The 17,371-nt window shown below is 65.2% G+C and carries 18 protein-coding genes; 5 read left to right on the top strand and 13 right to left on the bottom strand.

Going from position 1 to position 17,371, the window contains the following annotated elements; translation table 11 throughout:
* Positions 1-109: 109 nt before the first annotated feature.
* Both flgK and flgL read left to right on the top strand, forming a co-directional pair.
* Positions 110-2,083: a flagellar hook-associated protein FlgK gene (flgK, locus tag A6V37_RS10050; protein WP_064267096.1), complete on the top strand. Its 1,974-nt coding sequence runs from the start codon at positions 110-112 to the stop codon at positions 2,081-2,083.
* 10 nt (positions 2,084-2,093) lie between these two features.
* Positions 2,094-3,317, top strand: coding sequence for a flagellar hook-associated protein FlgL (gene flgL, locus A6V37_RS10055; protein WP_064267097.1), 1,224 nt, complete (start codon positions 2,094-2,096; stop codon positions 3,315-3,317).
* A 104-nt stretch (positions 3,318-3,421) separates the two neighbouring features.
* Here the strand turns inward: flgL and fliR are convergent, their stop codons facing one another.
* From fliR to fliF, 13 genes are all read right to left on the bottom strand, one after another.
* A complete protein-coding gene (fliR, locus tag A6V37_RS10060; RefSeq protein ID WP_064267098.1) occupies positions 3,422-4,204 on the bottom strand; it encodes a flagellar biosynthetic protein FliR in 783 nt (260 codons plus the stop codon).
* 37 nt (positions 4,205-4,241) lie between these two features.
* Entirely contained in the window at positions 4,242-4,511 is a 270-nt protein-coding gene (gene fliQ, locus A6V37_RS10065) for a flagellar biosynthesis protein FliQ (RefSeq protein WP_064267099.1), read from the bottom strand.
* 57 nt (positions 4,512-4,568) lie between these two features.
* Positions 4,569-5,279 carry a flagellar type III secretion system pore protein FliP gene (fliP, locus tag A6V37_RS10070; protein ID WP_157447863.1) on the bottom strand — a complete coding sequence of 237 codons (711 nt, stop codon included), beginning with the start codon at positions 5,277-5,279 and terminating at the stop codon, positions 4,569-4,571.
* 146 nt (positions 5,280-5,425) lie between these two features.
* Positions 5,426-6,010 carry a flagellar biosynthetic protein FliO gene (gene fliO / locus A6V37_RS10075; protein WP_082902649.1) on the bottom strand — a complete coding sequence of 195 codons (585 nt, stop codon included), beginning with the start codon at positions 6,008-6,010 and terminating at the stop codon, positions 5,426-5,428.
* Complete coding sequence (gene fliN / locus A6V37_RS10080) at positions 6,007-6,471, bottom strand: flagellar motor switch protein FliN (protein ID WP_064267101.1); 465 nt, start codon at positions 6,469-6,471, stop codon at positions 6,007-6,009. The genes fliO and fliN overlap by 4 nt, the downstream gene beginning before the upstream one ends.
* Complete coding sequence (gene fliM, locus A6V37_RS10085) at positions 6,464-7,462, bottom strand: flagellar motor switch protein FliM (protein WP_064267102.1); 999 nt, start codon at positions 7,460-7,462, stop codon at positions 6,464-6,466. Before fliM ends, fliN begins: the two co-directional genes overlap by 8 nt.
* Positions 7,463-7,527: 65 nt before the next feature.
* The gene (gene fliL / locus A6V37_RS10090) at positions 7,528-8,031 is read right to left on the bottom strand and encodes a flagellar basal body-associated protein FliL (protein ID WP_064267103.1); all 504 of its coding nucleotides are present in this window, start codon (positions 8,029-8,031) and stop codon (positions 7,528-7,530) included.
* 514 nt (positions 8,032-8,545) lie between these two features.
* Entirely contained in the window at positions 8,546-10,072 is a 1,527-nt protein-coding gene (locus A6V37_RS10095; RefSeq protein ID WP_064267104.1) for a flagellar hook-length control protein FliK, read from the bottom strand.
* Between the two features lie 69 nt (positions 10,073-10,141).
* Positions 10,142-10,591 carry a flagellar export protein FliJ gene (fliJ, locus tag A6V37_RS10100; RefSeq protein ID WP_064267105.1) on the bottom strand — a complete coding sequence of 150 codons (450 nt, stop codon included), beginning with the start codon at positions 10,589-10,591 and terminating at the stop codon, positions 10,142-10,144.
* Between the two features lie 11 nt (positions 10,592-10,602).
* Positions 10,603-12,282, bottom strand: a complete 1,680-nt coding sequence (gene fliI, locus A6V37_RS10105; protein ID WP_064267106.1) for a flagellar protein export ATPase FliI — start codon at positions 12,280-12,282, stop codon at positions 10,603-10,605.
* Positions 12,276-12,953 carry a flagellar assembly protein FliH gene (fliH, locus tag A6V37_RS10110; protein WP_064267107.1) on the bottom strand — a complete coding sequence of 226 codons (678 nt, stop codon included), beginning with the start codon at positions 12,951-12,953 and terminating at the stop codon, positions 12,276-12,278. Before fliH ends, fliI begins: the two co-directional genes overlap by 7 nt.
* A complete protein-coding gene (gene fliG, locus A6V37_RS10115; RefSeq protein ID WP_035554529.1) occupies positions 12,946-13,941 on the bottom strand; it encodes a flagellar motor switch protein FliG in 996 nt (331 codons plus the stop codon). The genes fliH and fliG overlap by 8 nt, the downstream gene beginning before the upstream one ends.
* The gene (fliF, locus tag A6V37_RS10120) at positions 13,931-15,724 is read right to left on the bottom strand and encodes a flagellar basal-body MS-ring/collar protein FliF (protein WP_064285948.1); all 1,794 of its coding nucleotides are present in this window, start codon (positions 15,722-15,724) and stop codon (positions 13,931-13,933) included. The genes fliG and fliF overlap by 11 nt, the downstream gene beginning before the upstream one ends.
* Positions 15,725-15,962: 238 nt before the next feature.
* Here fliF and fliE point away from each other — a divergent pair, with 238 nt between their 5' ends.
* The 3 genes from fliE (at position 15,963) to A6V37_RS10135 (ending at position 17,281) form a co-directional block, all read left to right on the top strand.
* Complete coding sequence (fliE, locus tag A6V37_RS10125) at positions 15,963-16,298, top strand: flagellar hook-basal body complex protein FliE (protein WP_064267109.1); 336 nt, start codon at positions 15,963-15,965, stop codon at positions 16,296-16,298.
* 225 nt (positions 16,299-16,523) lie between these two features.
* Complete coding sequence (fliS, locus tag A6V37_RS10130) at positions 16,524-16,958, top strand: flagellar export chaperone FliS (RefSeq protein WP_064267110.1); 435 nt, start codon at positions 16,524-16,526, stop codon at positions 16,956-16,958.
* Complete coding sequence (locus A6V37_RS10135; protein WP_064267111.1) at positions 16,955-17,281, top strand: flagellar protein FliT; 327 nt, start codon at positions 16,955-16,957, stop codon at positions 17,279-17,281. The genes fliS and A6V37_RS10135 overlap by 4 nt, the downstream gene beginning before the upstream one ends.
* The last annotated feature ends 90 nt before the right edge of the window (positions 17,282-17,371 follow it).

Below are 17,371 nucleotides of genomic sequence, written 5' to 3' on the forward strand. Positions count from 1 at the left end.
AAGCCGGGCATGCAGCGCAATAGCCTCAATTTTTCGTTATTGGGGCCGTTAAACAGACTGTTCAAGTAACGCGGCGGCAAGTGGTCGGTGTCGCCCTTCAGGATGGCGCATGTCCAATCTAATCAATCTCGGCCTCAGCGGACTGAACGCAGCCCAGTGGGGACTCACGACGACTGGCCAGAACATCAGCAACGCGTCGACGCCAGGCTACACCATCGAAACGCCGGTGTATGCGGAAACGGGTGGCCAGTACACGGGTTCCGGCTATCTGCCGCAAGGCGTCTCGACCACCACCGTGACGCGCCAGTACAGCCAGTATCTGACCACTGAGCTCAACAATGCACAGTCGTCGGGCAGCTCGTTGTCGACGTACAACTCGCTGATTTCGCAACTGAACAATCTGATCGGCAGCCCGACCGCCGGGATTGCAAGCGCGATCACCAGCTATTTCACCGGCTTGCAGAACGTCTCGAACAACGCGTCCAGCCTGGCCACGCGGCAGACCGCGATGAGTGGCGCGCAGACGCTTGTCAACCAGATCAACGCCGCCGGTCAGCAATACGACGCGCTGCGCCAGAGCGTCAACACGCAGCTCTCGAACACGGTCTCGCAGATCAACAGCTACACGCAGCAGATCGCGCAGCTGAACGGCCAGATCTCCCAGGCCAGCTCGCAAGGCCAGCCGCCGAACCAGTTGCTGGATCAGCGCGATCAAGCCGTGTCCCAGCTCTCGCAGCTGATCGGCGTGCAGGTGGTCAACAGCAACGGCAGCTACAGCGTTTTCATGGGCAACGGCCAGCCGCTCGTGTCCTCCACCAACAGTTATAACCTCGGCACGGCGCCCTCCACGGGCGACACGAGCGAACTGTCGGTGCAGTATCTCGGCCAGGCCGGCGCCAATCCGGCGGCCACGCCGCAAAACCTGCCGGACAGCAAGATCACGGGCGGCACGCTCGGTGGCCTGCTCGCGTTCCGCAGCCAGACGCTCGATCCGGGCGAAGCGCAGCTCGGCGCGATTGCCGTGAGCTTCGCCTCGCAGGTCAACTCGCAGAACCAGCTCGGCATCACGCTCGCCGGCGCCCAGGGTGGCGCGCTGTTTTCGGTGGGTGGCCCGACGGTTTATGCGAACACGCAGAACACCGGCAACGCGCAGCTGAACGTATCGTTCGCGAACCCCGCGCAGCCGACCACCGGCGACTACACGCTGGCCTACAACGGCACCACCTACACGCTGACCAACAATTCGACGGGTGCGGTGGTGGGTTCGGCGACCACCCTGGCCCAGCCGATCAACGGCCTGAATTTCTCGACCACCGGCACGATGAACCCCGGTGACTCGTTCACGGTCGAGCCGACCCGCGGCGCGCTGAACAGCTTCGCGACCGCCACCACCGACCCGTCGGCGCTTGCCGCCGCGGCGCCGGTGCTCGGCGCGGCCACGGCGAGCAACACCGGCACCGGCACGATCACGCAGGGCACGGTGACGGCCGGCTACACCATGCCGAACGCGACCACCACGCTGACGTACAACGGCGCGGGTCTGTCCGGCTTCGCGGCGGGTTCGACGGTGACGGTGGCGGGCACGCCCCCGACCAGCTATCCGATCGCCAGTGCGGCGACCGTGGTGCCGTATTCGGCGGCCACGGGCGCCGCGCTCACGATCACCAGCGCGACCGCCGGCCAGATGAACAACGTCTCGGTGACGATCAGTGGCGCGCCGGCTGCCGGCGACACGTTCACCATCGGGCCGAACACCGGCGCCACCAACGACGGCCGCAACGCATTGGCGCTGTCGAATCTGTCCACCGCGAAAGCGCTGGCGGGCGGCACGGTCACGCTGTCGGGCGCGTACGCGAACTACGTCAACCAGATCGGCAACCAGACCAACCAGGTGCAAACCGCGAGCACGGCGCAGACTTCGCTGGTGACGCAGATCACCACCGCGCAGCAGTCGGTGTCGGGCGTGAATATCAATGAAGAAGCAGCCAACCTGCTTCAGTATCAGCAGATGTATCAGGCTAACAGCAAGGTCATCCAGACCGCGCAGACCCTGTTCCAGACGATACTTGGCATCTTCCAGTGAGGCGTTGAACATGCGCATCTCAAGTACGCAGTACTTCACCATGAACGTGGCGACGATGAGCGATCAGCAAGCTCAGCTGTCGCAGCTGTACCAGGAGATTTCCAGCGGCGTGAGCCTCTCCTCGCCGTCGGACAATCCGCTCGGCGCGGCGCAGGCCGTGCAGTTGAGCTCGACTGCCACCACCCTGTCGCAATACACCAGCAATCAGGGCACCGCGCTCGCCTCGCTGCAGCAGGAAGACACCACGCTCGGCAGCGTCAACACGGTGCTGCAAAGCATCCATACGCTGGTGCTGCGCGCCGGCGACGGCTCGCTGAACGACGGCGACCGCGGTTCGATCGCGACGCAACTGCAAAGCCTTCGCAGCCAGCTGATGACGCTCGCCAATGCGACCGACCCGCAGGGCAACTACCTGTTCGCGGGCTATCAAAGCGGCGCGCAACCGTACACTACGAACGCGGCCGGCGTCGTGGCCTACTCGGGCGACACTGGCACGCCGACCGTGCAGGTCACCGACTCGCACCTTGTGCAAACCGGCGACAACGGCCTCGCGATTTTCGGCAGCGTGGCGCCGATCGGTACCAACGCGGTGCCGGCGGCGACGGCCGGCAACACCGGCACGGGCGTGGTCAGTTCGGTGAGCCTGACCAACCCGACCAATCCGGCGAACGCGGATAAGTATTCGATCAACTTCACCTCGGCGACCACTTACACGGTGAGTCAGACCAATCCGGCTACCGGCGTGACGACCACGGGTGGGCCGCAGCCCTTCACGGCCGGTTCGTCCATCACGCTCGGCGGCCAATCGGTGTCGATCAGCGGTGCGCCGAACGCGGGCGACAGCTTCACGGTGACGCCGGCGACGCAAGGCAGCATGGACGTGTTCGCCAATCTGAGCCAGCTGATCACGACGCTGCAAACGCCGGTGTCGGGCGGTGCCTCGACCGCGAGTTTCCAGAGCGCCTTGACCACCAGTATGGCCCAGCTCGAAAACACGATGAACAACGTCGTGACCGCGCAGGCAGCGGTGGGTGGCCGTGAACAGGAAGTGCAGGCCTTGCAGACGGTCACGCAAACCAACACGCTGCAGACCTCGAGCAACCTCGCGAATCTGACGCAGACCGACATGGCCAAGACGATCGGTCAGTACACGATGACGCAGAACGCGCTGCAAGCCGCGCAACAGGCGTTCGTGAAGATTCAGAGCGTCTCGCTGTTCCAGTACCTGAACTGATCGCACGAGCGGGTCTGAAACGAAGAAGGGCGGAACCGGTGTGAGCCGGTTCCGCCCTTCTTCTTTTGGAGCGTGTGCCGTGGCGCGGCGCGCGGTGATTTGCGCTATCTGAACCCGGCCGCCACGCGTCCCATCTGGTCGATGCCGATGTCGAACAGGCGCATGAAGAACGGAATCATGTTCGGGATCATCAACTGCAGAAGCAGCAGGCCGATCAGCGCGGTCAGCGGGAAGCCGATCTGGAACACGCCGATCTGCGGCGCGGCGCGATTCAGAATGCCCAGCGCGAGGTTGGTGATCAGGAGCGCGGCGACGACCGGCAGCGACAGCAGCAGGCCCGCCGAAAACACCGTGCTGCCAAAGGTTGCCAGCGTGCGCCAGCCGGGCGCGCCGAGAACGTTCGCCGACACCGGCACCGACTGGAACGTGGCGAGCAGCGCGCTGATCATCTGCAGATGCCCGTCGATTACGAGAAACACCAGCATGGCGAGCGTGTTCATGTAGCTCGCCAGCACCTGGCTCGAACTGCTCACCTGCGGATCGAAGAAACTTGCAAAGCCGAGACCCATGCCGAGGCCGACGAAGTCGCCCGTGGCGCTGACCGCCTGAAACACGAGTTGCATCGTAAAGCCGAGCGCGATGCCGATCAGGAACTGGTTGACGATGATCCACACGCCCGCGGCGGAAAACACCGTGACTTGCGGCAGCGCGCCGAGCGTGGGTGCGACGATGATCGTGATGAAGGCCGCGAGTCCGATCTTCACTCGGGTGGGCAGCGAGCGGTTGCCGAGCACCGGCGCGGTGGCGACCAGCGCGAGAATCCGCACGAACGGCCACAGGAACGCGGTGAGCCAGACGTTCAGCTGTGCGTAGGTGACGGAAAACATCGCGGCAGGGCAGGGAAGGTTGAGACCGGCGCCGCGCTCAGTTGACGAGCGTCGGAATGTTGGTGAGCGTCTGGCGCAGATAGTCGAGGATGGTCGTCAGCATCCACGGACCGGCGATCACCATCGTGATGGCAATCGCGAGCAGCTTCGGAATGAACGACAGCGTGCTTTCGTTGATCTGCGTGGCGGCCTGGAACAGGCTCACCACCAGACCGACCACCAGCGCGACCAGCAGCAGCGGCGCGGCGAGCAGCAGGCCGACATACATGGCCTGGTGCGCGAGCGTCATGACGGATTCTTGATTCATGGAGTCGGAACCGGATGCGTAGGGCTTAAAGGGCGTAAGCGGGCGCGCAACGCGCGGTTAAACGAAGCTCTGTGCGAGCGAGCCAATCAGCAACTGCCAGCCATCCACCAGCACGAACAGCATCAGCTTGAACGGCAGCGAAATCGTCGCGGGCGACACCATCATCATACCCATCGACATCAGCACGCTCGCCACCACCATGTCGATGATGAGGAACGGAATGAAAATCGTGAAGCCGATCTGGAAGCCGGTTTTCAGCTCGCTGGTCACGAACGAGGGCACCAGCAGCGACAGCGGCACATCTTCAGGGCCTTGCATCGGCGCGGCGTGCGAGATGCGGGCGAAAAGAGCGAGGTCGGTTTCGCGGGTCTGGCGCAGCATGAAGGTCTTGAACGGCGCGAGGCCGCGGTTGACAGCGGTTTCCATCGGCAGCGAGCCGTCAGAAAACGGCTTGTAGCCATCGGTGTAGGCCTTGTCGAGCACCGGCGACATCACGAACAGCGTGAGGAACAGCGCTAGCCCGACCAGCACCTGGTTCGGCGGCGTGGTGCTCGTGCCGAGCGCCTGGCGCAGCAGCGAGAGCACGATGATGATGCGCGTGAAGCTCGTCATCATCAGCACCATGGCCGGCAGGAACGACAGCATCGTGAGCAGCAGCATGGTCTGCACGCTCAACGAGTAGGTGGTGCCGCCGTTCGGGCCGGGGCTCGTGTTGAAGGCCGGCAAGCCGGCGGTTTGCGCGAACGACAGCGTCGGCAGCGCGAGCATCAGCGCCGGCAGCGCGAGCGGGGCGGCGCCGGGCAGCGCGGAACCCAGCGTGGTGGTGAGTTTCGGAACGGCTTGAGACTTGCGAGCGGATTGCGCTGAATGCGCCGAGTGCGTCGATACCGGCGCGGATTGAACACTGAACTGCATTACCGAACCTCGCGGCCTTGCCCGTTGAAACGTTTGCCGACTTCGCCTTTCAACGCATCGCGAAAGCGTTGGCCGAAAGAGCCCGGCAAGGCCGCGCCAGTGGGTGAATTGCCTGCTTGCGTGGCGCCGGCGGGTTCGACCGCGGCCGATCCCGCGGGCATCGTATGAAGCAGGCGCACGTTGCCGGGCGCGGTGCCGAGCACCAGCCAGGTATCGCCGATCTCGACCACCGCGACGCGCTCCTTGCCGCCGAGCGAGGCGCCGCCCACCGTCTTCACGAGGCCGCCGCGGTTTGCCGGCTGCAAGCCGAAGCGGCGCGCGAGCCATGCGCAGCCGAACACCAGGCCGATCACGACCAGCAGCCCGACGATGGTCTGCAGCACCGCGCCGACGCCGAGCGCCGGAACGGCTGTGCCGGCACCGACACCCGAAGCGATATTCGCGGCGTTGTTGACCGCGTTGATATCGGCAGCACGAGCGGCCGACGTGGCGAGCAGCGCGACGACCGGCGCCGCGAGCTTCGCGGCCAGCGCGGCGCGAGACAGAACAAGGCGCGCCGTGGCGCGGCCGGCAAAGCGTTTCATCGATTCAGCTTCCGGATGCGTTCGGACGGCGTGATGATGTCGGTCAGGCGGATACCGAACTTGTCGTTCACGACCACCACTTCGCCCTGCGCGATCAGGCAGCCGTTCACCAGCACGTCCATCGGTTCGCCGGCCATGCCGTCCAGTTCCACCACCGAACCCTGCGCGAGTTGCAGCAGATTGCGGATCGCGATCTTGGTGCGGCCGAGCTCGACGGTCATCTGGACGGGAATGTCCAGGATCATGTCGATGTCGTTGCGCGTGGAAGTCGCCTCGACTTTCGAGAGCGGCTGGAACACGCCGGCCGAGGCCACGTTGACTTCCGTGTTGTCGTTCTGCTCGGCCAGCGCGCTGGCCCAGTCGGCCATCGCCGCGTCGTCTTCGGCCGTGGCTGCGTCGGCGGCCAACTGCGCGTCGATGGCAGCCAGTTCGGCTTCGGGCTTTGCGTTCAGGTCACTCATATCCACCTTCCTTCATCGTGTCGGCTGCGCTGATCATCTTCTGGACCCGCAACGCGTACTGACCATTGAAAATTCCGTAACCGCATTCCATCACCGGCACACCGTCGACTTTCGCGGTGATGTGCTCGGGGATGTTGATCGGCAGAACATCGCCTTTGCGCATGTTCAGGATCTGTTCGAACGTGACCGGCACCTGCGCGAGGTCGGCGGTCAGTTCCACTTCCGCCGCCTGCACCTGCTGCGACAGCACGCGGACCCAGCGGCGGTCGACTTCGAGCGCCTCGCCCTGGATCGGCGAAGAGAGGATGTCGCGGATCGGTTCGATCATCGAGTACGGCATGCAGATGTGCAGCGTGCCGCCCGTCGTGCCGAACTCGATCGAGAACTGCGTGACGATGACGATTTCGTTCGGCGTCGCGACGTTGGCGAACTGCGTGTGCATTTCCGAGCGCACGAATTCGAACTGCAGCGGACGCACGCTTTTCCACGACGCCGTGTAGTTGTCGAACACCAGGTTCAGCAACTTGTTGATGATGCGCTGCTCGGTCTGCGTGAAATCGCGCCCTTCGACGCGCGTATGGAAGCGCCCATCGCCGCCGAACAGGTTGTCGACCACGAAGAACACCAGGTTCGGATCGAACACGAACAGCGACGTGCCGCGCAACGGCTTCACGTGCACCAGGTTCAGGTTGGTCGGGATCGGCAGGTTGCGGGTGAATTCGCTGTACTTCTGCACCTTCACCGGACCGACGGAGATTTCCGCCGAGCGCCGCATGAAGTTGAAAATGCCGACGCGCAACAGACGCGCGAAGCGGTCGTTGATGATTTCGAGGCCGGGCATCCGGCCGCGGACGATGCGTTCCTGCGTCGCGATGTTGTAGGGCCGTACGCCCGCACGATCGCTTTGCTCGGCTTCCGAGTCGGACTCGCCGGTTACGCCCTTGAGGAGGGCATCGACCTCCTCCTGGGACATGAACTCTTCGTGGCCCATTCCTTATTCCTCGTGCGTCCCTTGGCGGTTGATGATGGCAGCGCTGAATACCGTCACGGCAGACGTCACTGCACGACGAATTCGGTGAACAGCACGTCCTGGACGTGGATCGGCGCGGCGCCCTTGTCGGTCGGCTGCTCGATCAGCGTTTGCAGTTCCGTGGCGAGCGCGCGCTTGCCGTCGAGCGGCGCGAGCTCCTCGGGGTGCTTGTTCGACAGCGCGAGCAGGATGCGGCTGCGCACTTCCGGCATGTGGTCGGTGAGTTCCTGCTGGGTCTTCGCGTCGTTGAGCTTGAGCGTCAGGCCGATGCGCAGGAAATGCTGCTGGCCGTCGTCGGATTGCAGGTTGACGGTCATGGATTCGAGCGGGAAGAACAGCGGCACCGGCGACGGCGCGGGTTCGGCCGCGGTGGCGGGTGCTACCGGGGCGTGTTGTTTGGACATGAAGAACCACACACCCGCGCCGGCTGCGCCCGCGGCAATGATCGCAATGAGGGCGATCAGGATGATGCGCTTCAAGGGGCCCGGCGAGGCGGGCGCGGCTTGCTGGTTTGCGGTTGTGGTTGCCATGGGGTTTGCTTTGCTTGCCTTTAGTGCTGGTGAGGGTGATTGTTGTTGATTTGCTCGCGGCGCGATGGGTCGAAAAGAAGGGGGATTGGTGGCTATCTCTTGTTTTTGCTTTCTTTGGCCTTTCCTTGCTGTTCTGGTGGTCTTGTTTGTGTTGGGTTGGCCTTTCCTTGCTTTGCTAGTGGTCTATTGGCGTTGCCCCTGTGCGGGGCGGCACCTACTTTCTTTGCCGCGGCAAAGAAAGTAGGCAAAGAAAGCCGCTTTCCCACCGCTAACCCTTAAGCGGAGCCCCTGGCTTGGAGGGGGTAGTGGTGCATCTGGAATCAGTGTCGTCGCACACTCCGCGCTCGTGACAAGGCAGTCATTCTTCCGGCGGCGCTGCGCGCGCCCGCACGGTCGCTCTTCCAACCAGCAGACGCGAATAGGCGCCCGCTGGGGGCGCCGCTTGTCAACCAACTACAAACTCAGGTTTGGTTATTGCCTTTTGCTTACCGCAAATGCCGAGCTAAGGCATCTCTCATGCAAACGTGTCGACCAGGCCTACCGTGCGGCGCGTCGGGACGTTGACTGTTGTCGCGACCGCGTCTGAACCGCCACCGCCGAACGATCCGCTCGTGCCGCTCGCGCGGCCGCCGGAACGGCCGGAGTTGGCGCTCTGCTGCTGGCTGCCCTGACGCGCAAAGCCGTCGCTCACGCTCGCGCTGCCCAGACCAATGCCGTTTGACTCCATCGCCTCGCGCAACTTCGGCAAGGCCGCCTCGACGGCTTCACGGACCGATTGGTGCTGCGATACAAACAACGCATGTGCATGGTTATCGGCAACCTGCAACACAACCTGTAGTGGCCCCAGATCCTTCGGGTTCAACGTCAGCTCGGCACTCTGCGTGTGCGCGTTCGACAGGAACACCACCTTCTGGCTCAACGCGTCCTCCCAGTCAGTCGTGCCAACCTGCGGGGACAACGCGTTCACCGCTTCCGCGGCGCCCGCGTTGCCGGTGGTCTGGATAGCGGTGGTCGTGCTTGCACTGCTCGCCGCAGCCTGCGTTGCCGCCAGCGCTGCCGTGGCCGCGTCGGCGGCGCTCTTGAAGGACGCTGCGTCGTCAGTCTGCGTGCCGCCGGATGCCGCCGCCGTCAACGTGTCAGCCGCCAATGTTGCCGCCGTCGATGGGTCCGCCACCGTCGTCGCCGTCGTGGTCAACGCCGCCCTGGCAGCAGCGGATCCCTTGCTGTCGCCGAAGAGGCCCGCCGCCAAAGTCTTGCCGTTCGATGTCCCGCTCAACCCCGTGTTCGCGTTCGCCTGGCCGTTGGCCGGCGTCGCGGTGTTGGCCGCCGCGCCGTTCGCCATTGCCATCGTCTGCGCCGGGACCGCACCTTGGCCGCTGGCCAGCGCGGCCAATGCCGCCTGCAACGCGTCTTGTGCCGCCTTCGGATCGGTGGAGGCGGATTTTTTACCCGACGTGCCGGCGGTCGTGGGGTCGCTCGACGTGCCGGGCAACGCCGTCGCGGCATCGGTCAAAGTGGTCGCGGGGTCGGCGGTGGTGGGCGTGGTGGCGCTGGTCGCGTCGGTCTGGAGCTGCGCCTGAGCTTGTGCCTGAGCCTGAGCCACGGCGGCAGCAGCGGCCGTGCCCGCGGCGGTCTGGCTGGACGTCGTGCCGGACTTCGCCGGTGTCGCGGCGGTGTTGTCGTTCGAGGCCGGTTGCGCGTTGTTCGACGCCGCTGCGGGCGAGCTCGTGCTCGCCGATTGGTCAGTGGTCTTGCTGCTGCTCGCGTCACTCGTGCTGCTCGTGGAGGAATCAGGCGGCGGCGGAGCGTCGTGCACACTCGACGAAGGCGCCGTGGATCCAGACGCGCTCGATGAGGCTGAAGGTTGCGCCGATGCCTTCTGCTGGCTGGCGCTTTGCGCCGCCGCGCTGTTTTGCTGATCGATGCTCTGTTGCAAAGTCTGCGAGAACGGCATGGCGTTCGCCGCGGCGTTCATGGCCGCGCTGGCGGACGTGCTGCTGCCGGTGCCGAGCAGCGAGCCAATCTGTGAAAGAAGCGACATAGGGAATCCTGTCAATCCGTCAAACGGGGTGTTCGGTCAGTCGAGGCATACGCTTGCGCCTCATGCACGTCAGACGCCTTCAGCGCGCATTCTCAAAATACGTGCGGCGTGTTCGTCGGCGTCGCGCTGATCGCGCCGCGCCATGGTTTTCGCTTCGGCGGCTTCGCCGCGCGCCTGCAACACTTCATATGAGCCCAGCTTCTGCTTCTGCCGCTGCCAGTCGGGCTTGGCGGCCTCGACACGCGCGGTGGCCGTCGTCAGCAGATTGCGCTGCTGTTCGATGGCCGCGTCGAGCGTGTCGATGAATGCCTGGAAATTGCGCATGTTGCCGGCGGGCATGCCGCTCTGGGCCGTTGCCGTGAAGCGCGCGTGATATTCGTCGCGATACTGGACGAGCGCGTCGAGCTGCGCTTGAACGTCGTTGCGCTCGCGCTGGGCGCGGCCCAGACGTTGCGCGGCGGCGTCCACATCGTCCTGAGCGAGGCCGATGAGCGTCTTGATCGGAAAGTGTTTCGCCATTGTCAGCCCCTTTATGCAAACAACGCGTCCAGCATCGCGAGACTCGGTTGGAAGTTCGCGCATTCGCGAAACCCTTGCTGCAAGAACGCTTCCATCCGCGGATACAGCGCGATCGCGCGGTCGAGCAGCGCATCGCGCCCGCTCGAATAGGCGCCGACGTTGATCAGATCGCGGTTGCGCTGATAGCGCGACAGCATCTGCTTGAACATACGCGTCTTGTCCAGATGGTTATCGTCGATCAGCGCGGTCATCGCCCGGCTAATCGACGCTTCGATGTCGATCGCCGGATAGTGGCCGGCCTCGGCGAGCGAGCGCGACAGCACGATGTGACCGTCCAGAATCGCCCGCGCGGAGTCGGCAATCGGATCCTGCTGGTCGTCGCCCTCGGTCAGCACGGTGTAGAACGCGGTGATCGAGCCGCCGCCGGCCGGGCCGTTGCCGGTGCGCTCGACGAGCGCCGGCAGCTTGGCGAACACCGAAGGCGGATAGCCTTTGGTGGCTGGCGGCTCGCCCACGGCCAGCGCGATCTCGCGTTGCGCCATCGCGTAACGGGTCAACGAATCCATCAGGAGCAGCACGTGCTTGCCCTGGTCGCGGAAATACTCGGCGAGCGAAGTCGAATACGCGGCGGCCTGCATCCGCAGCAGCGGCGAGACGTCGGCGGGCGCGGCGACCACCACTGAGCGCGCCAGACCTTCCTCGCCGAGAATCTGTTCGATGAATTCCTTCACTTCGCGGCCGCGTTCGCCGATCAGCCCGATCACGATCACTTCGGCGCTGGTATAGCGCGCCATCGTGCCGAGCAGCACCGACTTACCGACGCCGGAGCCGGCGAACAGCCCCATGCGCTGGCCACGGCCGACGGTCAGCAGCGCGTTGATCGCGCGCACGCCGACGTCGAGAACCTGGTGAATCGGCTCGCGGTTCAGCGGATTGATGACCGGCGCGGACAGCGGCGCGTCGGCATGCGCGCCGAGCGGCCCGAGTCCGTCGAGCGGGCGGCCGGAGGCATCCAGCACGCGGCCGAGCAATTCCCAGCCGACCGGCAGGCGCTTGGCGCCCGCCATCGGGTCGGCGATCGGCGCGCTTTCGAGCGGATAGACGCGGGCGCCGGGCAACAGGCCGATCACTTCGGTGGTCGGCATCAGAAACAGCTTGTCGCCGGAGAAGCCGACCACTTCGGCTTCGGCCATCGGCAGCGAACTGCCCAGCGGCAATTCGATCATCACCTCGGCGCCGACCGAGAGGCGCAAGCCCACCGCTTCGAGCACCAGACCGGCGGCGCGCGTGAGGCGTCCGCAGGCGCGCATCGGCTTGGCAATCGCGTTGCGTGCGCGCAGGCTGTCGAGGCGGCCACGCCAGGCCTGCATGTGCGGGTTGCTGTCGAGCGCGGGATCGTAGGGAGTGTGCGGGGCAGGGGGCGTTTTGACGTGTGTTGCGGTATTGGCAGCAGCAGATTCGCGGCTTGCCGCCGTGCCGCTCGCGCGATGCGCATGCGCCGGATTGCGCAGCGCGGCGTCGATGGCCGCCACGGCAGCTGCGGCGGGCGATGCCGCGGCGGCCGTGGCGAGCGCCTCTGCCTCCGCTTCCGCCTCCGCGAGCGCCTCGGCGCCGAACGACGCCAGCGCCAGTTCGCGTTCGAGCGGCGTCAGATCGCTGGCGCGGATCTCTTCGAGCGTCGGCTTCACCATGTGCTTACCTTGCCGAGTGCGGCGGCGACGCGCTCCCAGCGCGTGTCGATGCCGGCGTCCACTTCACCGGTGGCGGCTTGCGCGCGGCAGCCGCCGCGTTCCACCGCCGGATCGGTACGCACGGTCCAGCCGCGGGTTTGCAGTTCTTCCAGCAGATAGGCTTCGACCACCGGCAGATCGGCGGGACTCACGATCAGTGCCGGCGCGCCGGTCAGCGCGGGCTCGGCGGCGAGCACCTCACGCGCGGCTGCGATCAGCGCGGTCGGATCGTGCTGCACGTGCTGCCGCACCACCTGTTGCGCGATGTCGAGCGCCAGCGCGACCAGCGTCTCGGAGATCGCGCTCTGGGCGCCGTCGAGTGCCGTCCTGAAGGTCTCGGCCAGCGCGGCGAGGCGTGCCGCTTCTTCGCGCGCTTCGCTTTGGCCTTGCGCGAAACCCTGCGCGTGGCCCTGGTCGTAACCGGCCTGGTAGCCGAGCGCCTGGCCGGCCACGTGACCGGAAGCGACGCCCTGTGCATGAGCAGCGTCGCGCAGGCGTTCGAGTTCGGCTTCGAATGCGCCGTCGTCGACTTCGGGTTCGGGCGGCGCCGGCGGCACCGGATCGAACGAGGCCATCTCCCAGCGCTGGTAGGCCGAGAGCCTTTCCTTCGCCGTGGAGTTCTGATCAGACATATGCGTCTTCCGCCTTGCCGCCTAGCACGATCTGGCCGCTTTCCGCCAGATTGCGCACGATTTGCAGGATGCGGCGCTGCTGCGTCTCGACTTCGGAGACGCGCACCGGACCGCGCGCGTCGAGGTCTTCGGCGAGCAGTTCGGCAGCACGCTGCGACATGTTCGACAGGAACTTCTGGCGCAGCGCGGGCGGTGCGCCCTTCAGCGAGATGATCAGCGCCTCGGACTCGACTTCCTTCAGCAGTAGCTGGATCGCGCGGTCTTCCAGATCGAGCAGGTTCTCGAATACAAACATCTGATCAATGATCTTCTGCGCGAGTTCCGCGTCGTACTGGCGAACGTTCTCGATGACGCCTTCTTCATGATTGCTGGACATGAAGTTGAGAATTTCGGCCGCCGTGCGGATGCCGCCCATCGGGCTGCGCTTGAGGTTGTCGCTGCCGGACAGCAGCCCCGTCAGCACGTCGTCGAGTTCGCGCAGCGCGGCCGGCTGAATGCCGTCGAGCGTGGCGATCCGCAGCAGCACGTCGTTGCGCAGGCGCTCGGTGAAGCAGGCGACGATTTCCGAGGCCTGATCGCGGTCCAGGTGAACTAGGATGGTCGCGATGATCTGCGGGTGCTCGTTCTTGATGAGTTCGGCCACGGCCGCGGAGTCCATCCACTTCAGGCCTTCGATACCGCTGGTATCGCTGCCCTGCAGAATCCGGTCGATGATCGCGCCGGCCTTGTCGTCGCCGAGCGCCTTGGTCAGCACCGAACGGATGTACTCGTTCGAATCCAGCGACATGCCGGTGTGCTGTTCCGCTTCGCGCACGAACTCCTGCAGAACCTCATCGACCTGCTCGCGGGTCACGCTCTTCAGCGCGGCCATGGCGACGCCGATCTTCTGGACTTCGCGCGGCCCGAGGAACTTGAACACCTGCGCGGCTTCTTCCTCGCCGATCGACATCAGCAGGAGCGCGCTCTTCATCACGCCTTCAGCGCTCATCGGACACCCAATTTTTCACGACGGTTGCGACAATCTTCGGATCCTGGCGCGCGATGTTGCGCGCGAATTCCAGGTTCCGCTCGTATTTGTGCTTCGAGTTTTCGAGCGCGAGCAGTTCGCTGTCGTTCTCCAGTTCGGCGACCGTGCTCAAGCCCGCGCGCTCGGCGGCAGGGATGCCGTCCAGCAGGACCGGATCGTCCGGCGACGGCAGGGCGGCCGCGAGAGCCGGTTCCGGCGGCGGGAACGCGCGGCGCAGCGCCGGCTTCACCATCACGAAGTAGAGGAACAGGGCCACCGCGCCGATGCCGAGGTACGTGGCGATCTGCTTGGCGAGCGCGATCATGTCCGGCGTGCGCCACCACGGCAGGTCGGCGGTCGGGTCGACGTCGGCGGTGAACGGGCTGTTGACCACGTTGACCGAGTCGCCGCGCGTCGCGTCGAAACCCATCGCGTCCTTCACCAGCTGATTGACCTGCGCGAGCTTGTCGGCGGTAACAGGCTGCATCGAGGCGTGGCCCTTGGCGTCGACCACCTTCAGATAGTTGACCACCACCGCCACCGACAGGCGCTTGATGCCGCCCATCGCGCTTTCGTGGTGGCGCACCGTCTTGTCGAGTTCGTAGTTGGTGGTCGCATCCTTGCGGTCGCTAACCGGCGTGGTCGCCACGCCGCCCGGGCCGTTCGGCGCGTTAATCGGTGCCGAAGCCGGCTGCGGCGGCTGGTTCGACAGCGCGCCCGGCACGCCCGAGGCGGCGCCTTGCGACATTTCGGTGGCGCTGCTCGATTGCTGACTGCGGATCGCCACTTGCTGCGGATTGCCGTTCGGGCCGTAGTTCTCGGAGGTCTGCTCGTTGCGCGAGAAGTCGATGTCGGCGCTGACCTGCGAATGCGCGTTGCCCGAGCCGAACAGCGGCGCGAGGATCGCGTCGATGCGCTGCTGGGTGTTGCGCTCGATCTGCTGGCGGTACTTCAGTTGCGAGGCGTCGAGTCCGCTGCCGGTGGACGGCTGGGTCAGCAGGTTGCCGTCCTGGTCGAGGATGGTCACGCCCTTCACCGGCATGTCCGGCACCGCCGACGACACCATATGGGTGATCGCCAGCACCTGGCCTTCGTCGAGCGCGCGGCCCGGGTAGAGGTTGACCAGCACGGAGGCGGAGGGCGCTTCCTTGTCGCGCACGAACACGGATGGCTTCGGAATCGCCAGATGCACGCGGGCCGACTTCACCGACGAAATCGATTCGACCGTGCGCTCCAGTTCGCCCTCCAGCGCGCGCTGGTAGTTGACCTGCTCGGCGAACTGGCTGATGCCGAACTTCTGGTTGTCCATCAGCTCGAAGCCGACCGAGCCGCTCTTGGGCAGGCCCTGCGAGGCAAGGCGCAGACGCATTTCATGCACCTGCTCGGACGGCACGAGGATCGCACCACCGGCGTCGGAGAACTTATAGGGAATGTTGGCCTGCTGGAGCGCCGCGATGATGGCGCCGCCGTCGCGGTCCGACAGGTTGCTGTAGAGCACCTTGTAGTCCGGCGCCCGCGACCACAGGAACAGGCCCGCCACCACGGCGACCAGCAACGCCACCGCGAAGATCAGCGGGGCGCGCGGGTTGCCGCGCATTTGCGCGAGGCCTGACAGACGTTGACCAAAATTGCCGCCCAGGCCGCCGCCGAGGCCGCCAAGGTCCGCGGCGCCGCCAGCCTGGCCGGCACCGGCGGTGCCGGGCTGCGCGCCGGCGAGGCCCATACGGGCGTCGGGGTTGATCAAAGAGTTGGCTGACGAATCCATGCGTCGGGTTTCTCCGGGATGCCTTTGCGTTCTGCCGTCTGCCGCCTCACCGAGGGCCGGCGGACGTACGGACAGATACTTTCACCCTTGAAATTATCCGCAGCGGCGCTTAACCCGATTGCTTGAATAGAGCCGGGTTTCCCCCCTACTTTCGGGGCTTTCCCGGAGAGCCCGCTGCTATGCTTTCATCCAGATCGGTACGGTTCCGGCATGCCGGTCGTCATTCCCTGGAGAAAACATGACTTTCCCCGTGAGCGCGCTTTCGTCGGCGCTGCAACAGATGCAGTCGATGGCGGCGCAAGCGGCCGGCGGCAGCAATGCCGTGGCCGACCAGTCCGGCGCGGCGACGCCTGGCGGCTTCGCCTCGGCACTGAAAGCGTCGCTCGACAAGATCAGCGGCGATCAGACCAAGGCGGTCGGCGAATCGAAGGCGTTCGAACTCGGCGCGTCGAACGTGTCGCTGAACGACGTGATGGTGGATATGCAGAAGGCCAACGTCGGCTTCCAGTTCGGCCTGCAGGTGCGCAACAAGCTGGTGTCGGCCTATAACGACATCATGCAGATGCAGGTGTAAGCGGCGCTTGGGCGGCCATGCTGTTCCGCCCGCCCGAACGCGAGCCTGCCGGCTGGCCCTCGCGGGCCGCGCCATGGCGCCCCTTAATCCTCCTTACAACGGACTAAAGCTTTCCTTCTGCCTATCCGATAACCAGGTACAGGCAGAAATCAGGGTGCGGCAATTGCGGCGCGCACCCGGATGGGGGGCCACGACCAACCGCAGTGCAAGAGAGGAGGAGCGCCGATGTTTTCCCCAGGACACTCTGGAGCCAACGCATACGCACGCGTCGGCGTCGAGACAGGGGTGATGGGCGCGAGTCCGCATCGTCTGATCGTGATGTTGTATCAGGGCGCCCGGCAGGCCATCGCGCAAGCTCGGATGCATCTGCAGCAAGGCAATGTGCCGGCTCGTGGAGAGGCGGTCGGCAAGGCGATTCAGATCGTCGAAAGCGGGCTGCAACAGTCGCTCAACCTGGAGGCGGGCGGCGAGATTGCGGAGCGGTTGAACGCGCTATATGGCTATATGTCGCGCCGGCTGCTCGAAGCCAACATAAAACAGAGCGAGGCGATGCTGGTCGAGGTCGATGGCCTGCTGGCGACGCTCGAAGAGGCATGGATCGGGATTGCCCCGGAGATCACGCGGATGGCAGCCCAGCCGGCCGCGGAAAGCATGAGATGACATCGAACGCAGAATACTTCGCCCGTTATGAGGCAATTGCAGCGATTTCCTGCCGGATGCTGACGGTTGCCCGGCGCGCACTGTGGAGCGACCTCGTCCACTTGCAGGAGGAATACCGCAAGCTGGTCGACGCGTTGAAGGACGCCGAAACCGGCGTGAAGCTCGACGAGGCGGAGCGTCTGCGCAAATACGCGTTGATCCGGCAAATCCTCGCCGACGACGCGGCAATCCGGGACCTGGCGAATCCGCGCATGGCCACGCTGTCGGCGCTGTTCGCCGGGAGGCAGACGCGCGTGCTCAAGGAACTGTACGGGGCGCGCTGAGTTGCGCCGCGCACCGTGAAGCAGGTCCCCTTGGGCGGCGCCGAGCGCATCTCTATCCAGACATCCGGCTGACAGACTGTAGCTGAGCGC

The sequence above is a fragment of the Paraburkholderia ginsengiterrae genome (assembly GCF_001645125.1).
Taxonomy (GTDB): Bacteria; Pseudomonadota; Gammaproteobacteria; order Burkholderiales; family Burkholderiaceae; genus Paraburkholderia; species Paraburkholderia ginsengiterrae.

Excerpts from the sequence above, each read along its gene's own strand:
- A6V37_RS10135 (WP_064267111.1), top strand. The coding sequence starts at position 16,955 with ATGACATCGAACGCAGAATACTTCGCCCGTTATGAGGCAATTGCAGCG.
- fliH (WP_064267107.1), bottom strand. The coding sequence starts at position 12,953 with ATGTCTGATCAGAACTCCACGGCGAAGGAAAGGCTCTCGGCCTACCAG.
- fliN (WP_064267101.1), bottom strand. The coding sequence starts at position 6,471 with ATGAGTGACCTGAACGCAAAGCCCGAAGCCGAACTGGCTGCCATCGAC.
- fliI (WP_064267106.1), bottom strand. The coding sequence starts at position 12,282 with ATGGTGAAGCCGACGCTCGAAGAGATCCGCGCCAGCGATCTGACGCCG.
- fliL (WP_064267103.1), bottom strand. The coding sequence starts at position 8,031 with ATGGCAACCACAACCGCAAACCAGCAAGCCGCGCCCGCCTCGCCGGGC.
- fliS (WP_064267110.1), top strand. The coding sequence starts at position 16,524 with ATGTTTTCCCCAGGACACTCTGGAGCCAACGCATACGCACGCGTCGGC.
- flgL (WP_064267097.1), top strand. The coding sequence starts at position 2,094 with ATGCGCATCTCAAGTACGCAGTACTTCACCATGAACGTGGCGACGATG.
- fliR (WP_064267098.1), bottom strand. The coding sequence starts at position 4,204 with ATGTTTTCCGTCACCTACGCACAGCTGAACGTCTGGCTCACCGCGTTC.
- fliP (WP_157447863.1), bottom strand. The coding sequence starts at position 5,279 with ATGCTCGCGCTGCCGACGCTGTCGTTCGCGCAAACCGCCGGCTTGCCG.
- fliG (WP_035554529.1), bottom strand. The coding sequence starts at position 13,941 with ATGAGCGCTGAAGGCGTGATGAAGAGCGCGCTCCTGCTGATGTCGATC.
- fliO (WP_082902649.1), bottom strand. The coding sequence starts at position 6,010 with ATGAAACGCTTTGCCGGCCGCGCCACGGCGCGCCTTGTTCTGTCTCGC.
- fliJ (WP_064267105.1), bottom strand. The coding sequence starts at position 10,591 with ATGGCGAAACACTTTCCGATCAAGACGCTCATCGGCCTCGCTCAGGAC.
- A6V37_RS10095 (WP_064267104.1), bottom strand. The coding sequence starts at position 10,072 with ATGTCGCTTCTTTCACAGATTGGCTCGCTGCTCGGCACCGGCAGCAGC.
- fliF (WP_064285948.1), bottom strand. The coding sequence starts at position 15,724 with ATGGATTCGTCAGCCAACTCTTTGATCAACCCCGACGCCCGTATGGGC.
- fliE (WP_064267109.1), top strand. The coding sequence starts at position 15,963 with ATGACTTTCCCCGTGAGCGCGCTTTCGTCGGCGCTGCAACAGATGCAG.
- fliM (WP_064267102.1), bottom strand. The coding sequence starts at position 7,462 with ATGGGCCACGAAGAGTTCATGTCCCAGGAGGAGGTCGATGCCCTCCTC.
- fliQ (WP_064267099.1), bottom strand. The coding sequence starts at position 4,511 with ATGAATCAAGAATCCGTCATGACGCTCGCGCACCAGGCCATGTATGTC.
- flgK (WP_064267096.1), top strand. The coding sequence starts at position 110 with ATGTCCAATCTAATCAATCTCGGCCTCAGCGGACTGAACGCAGCCCAG.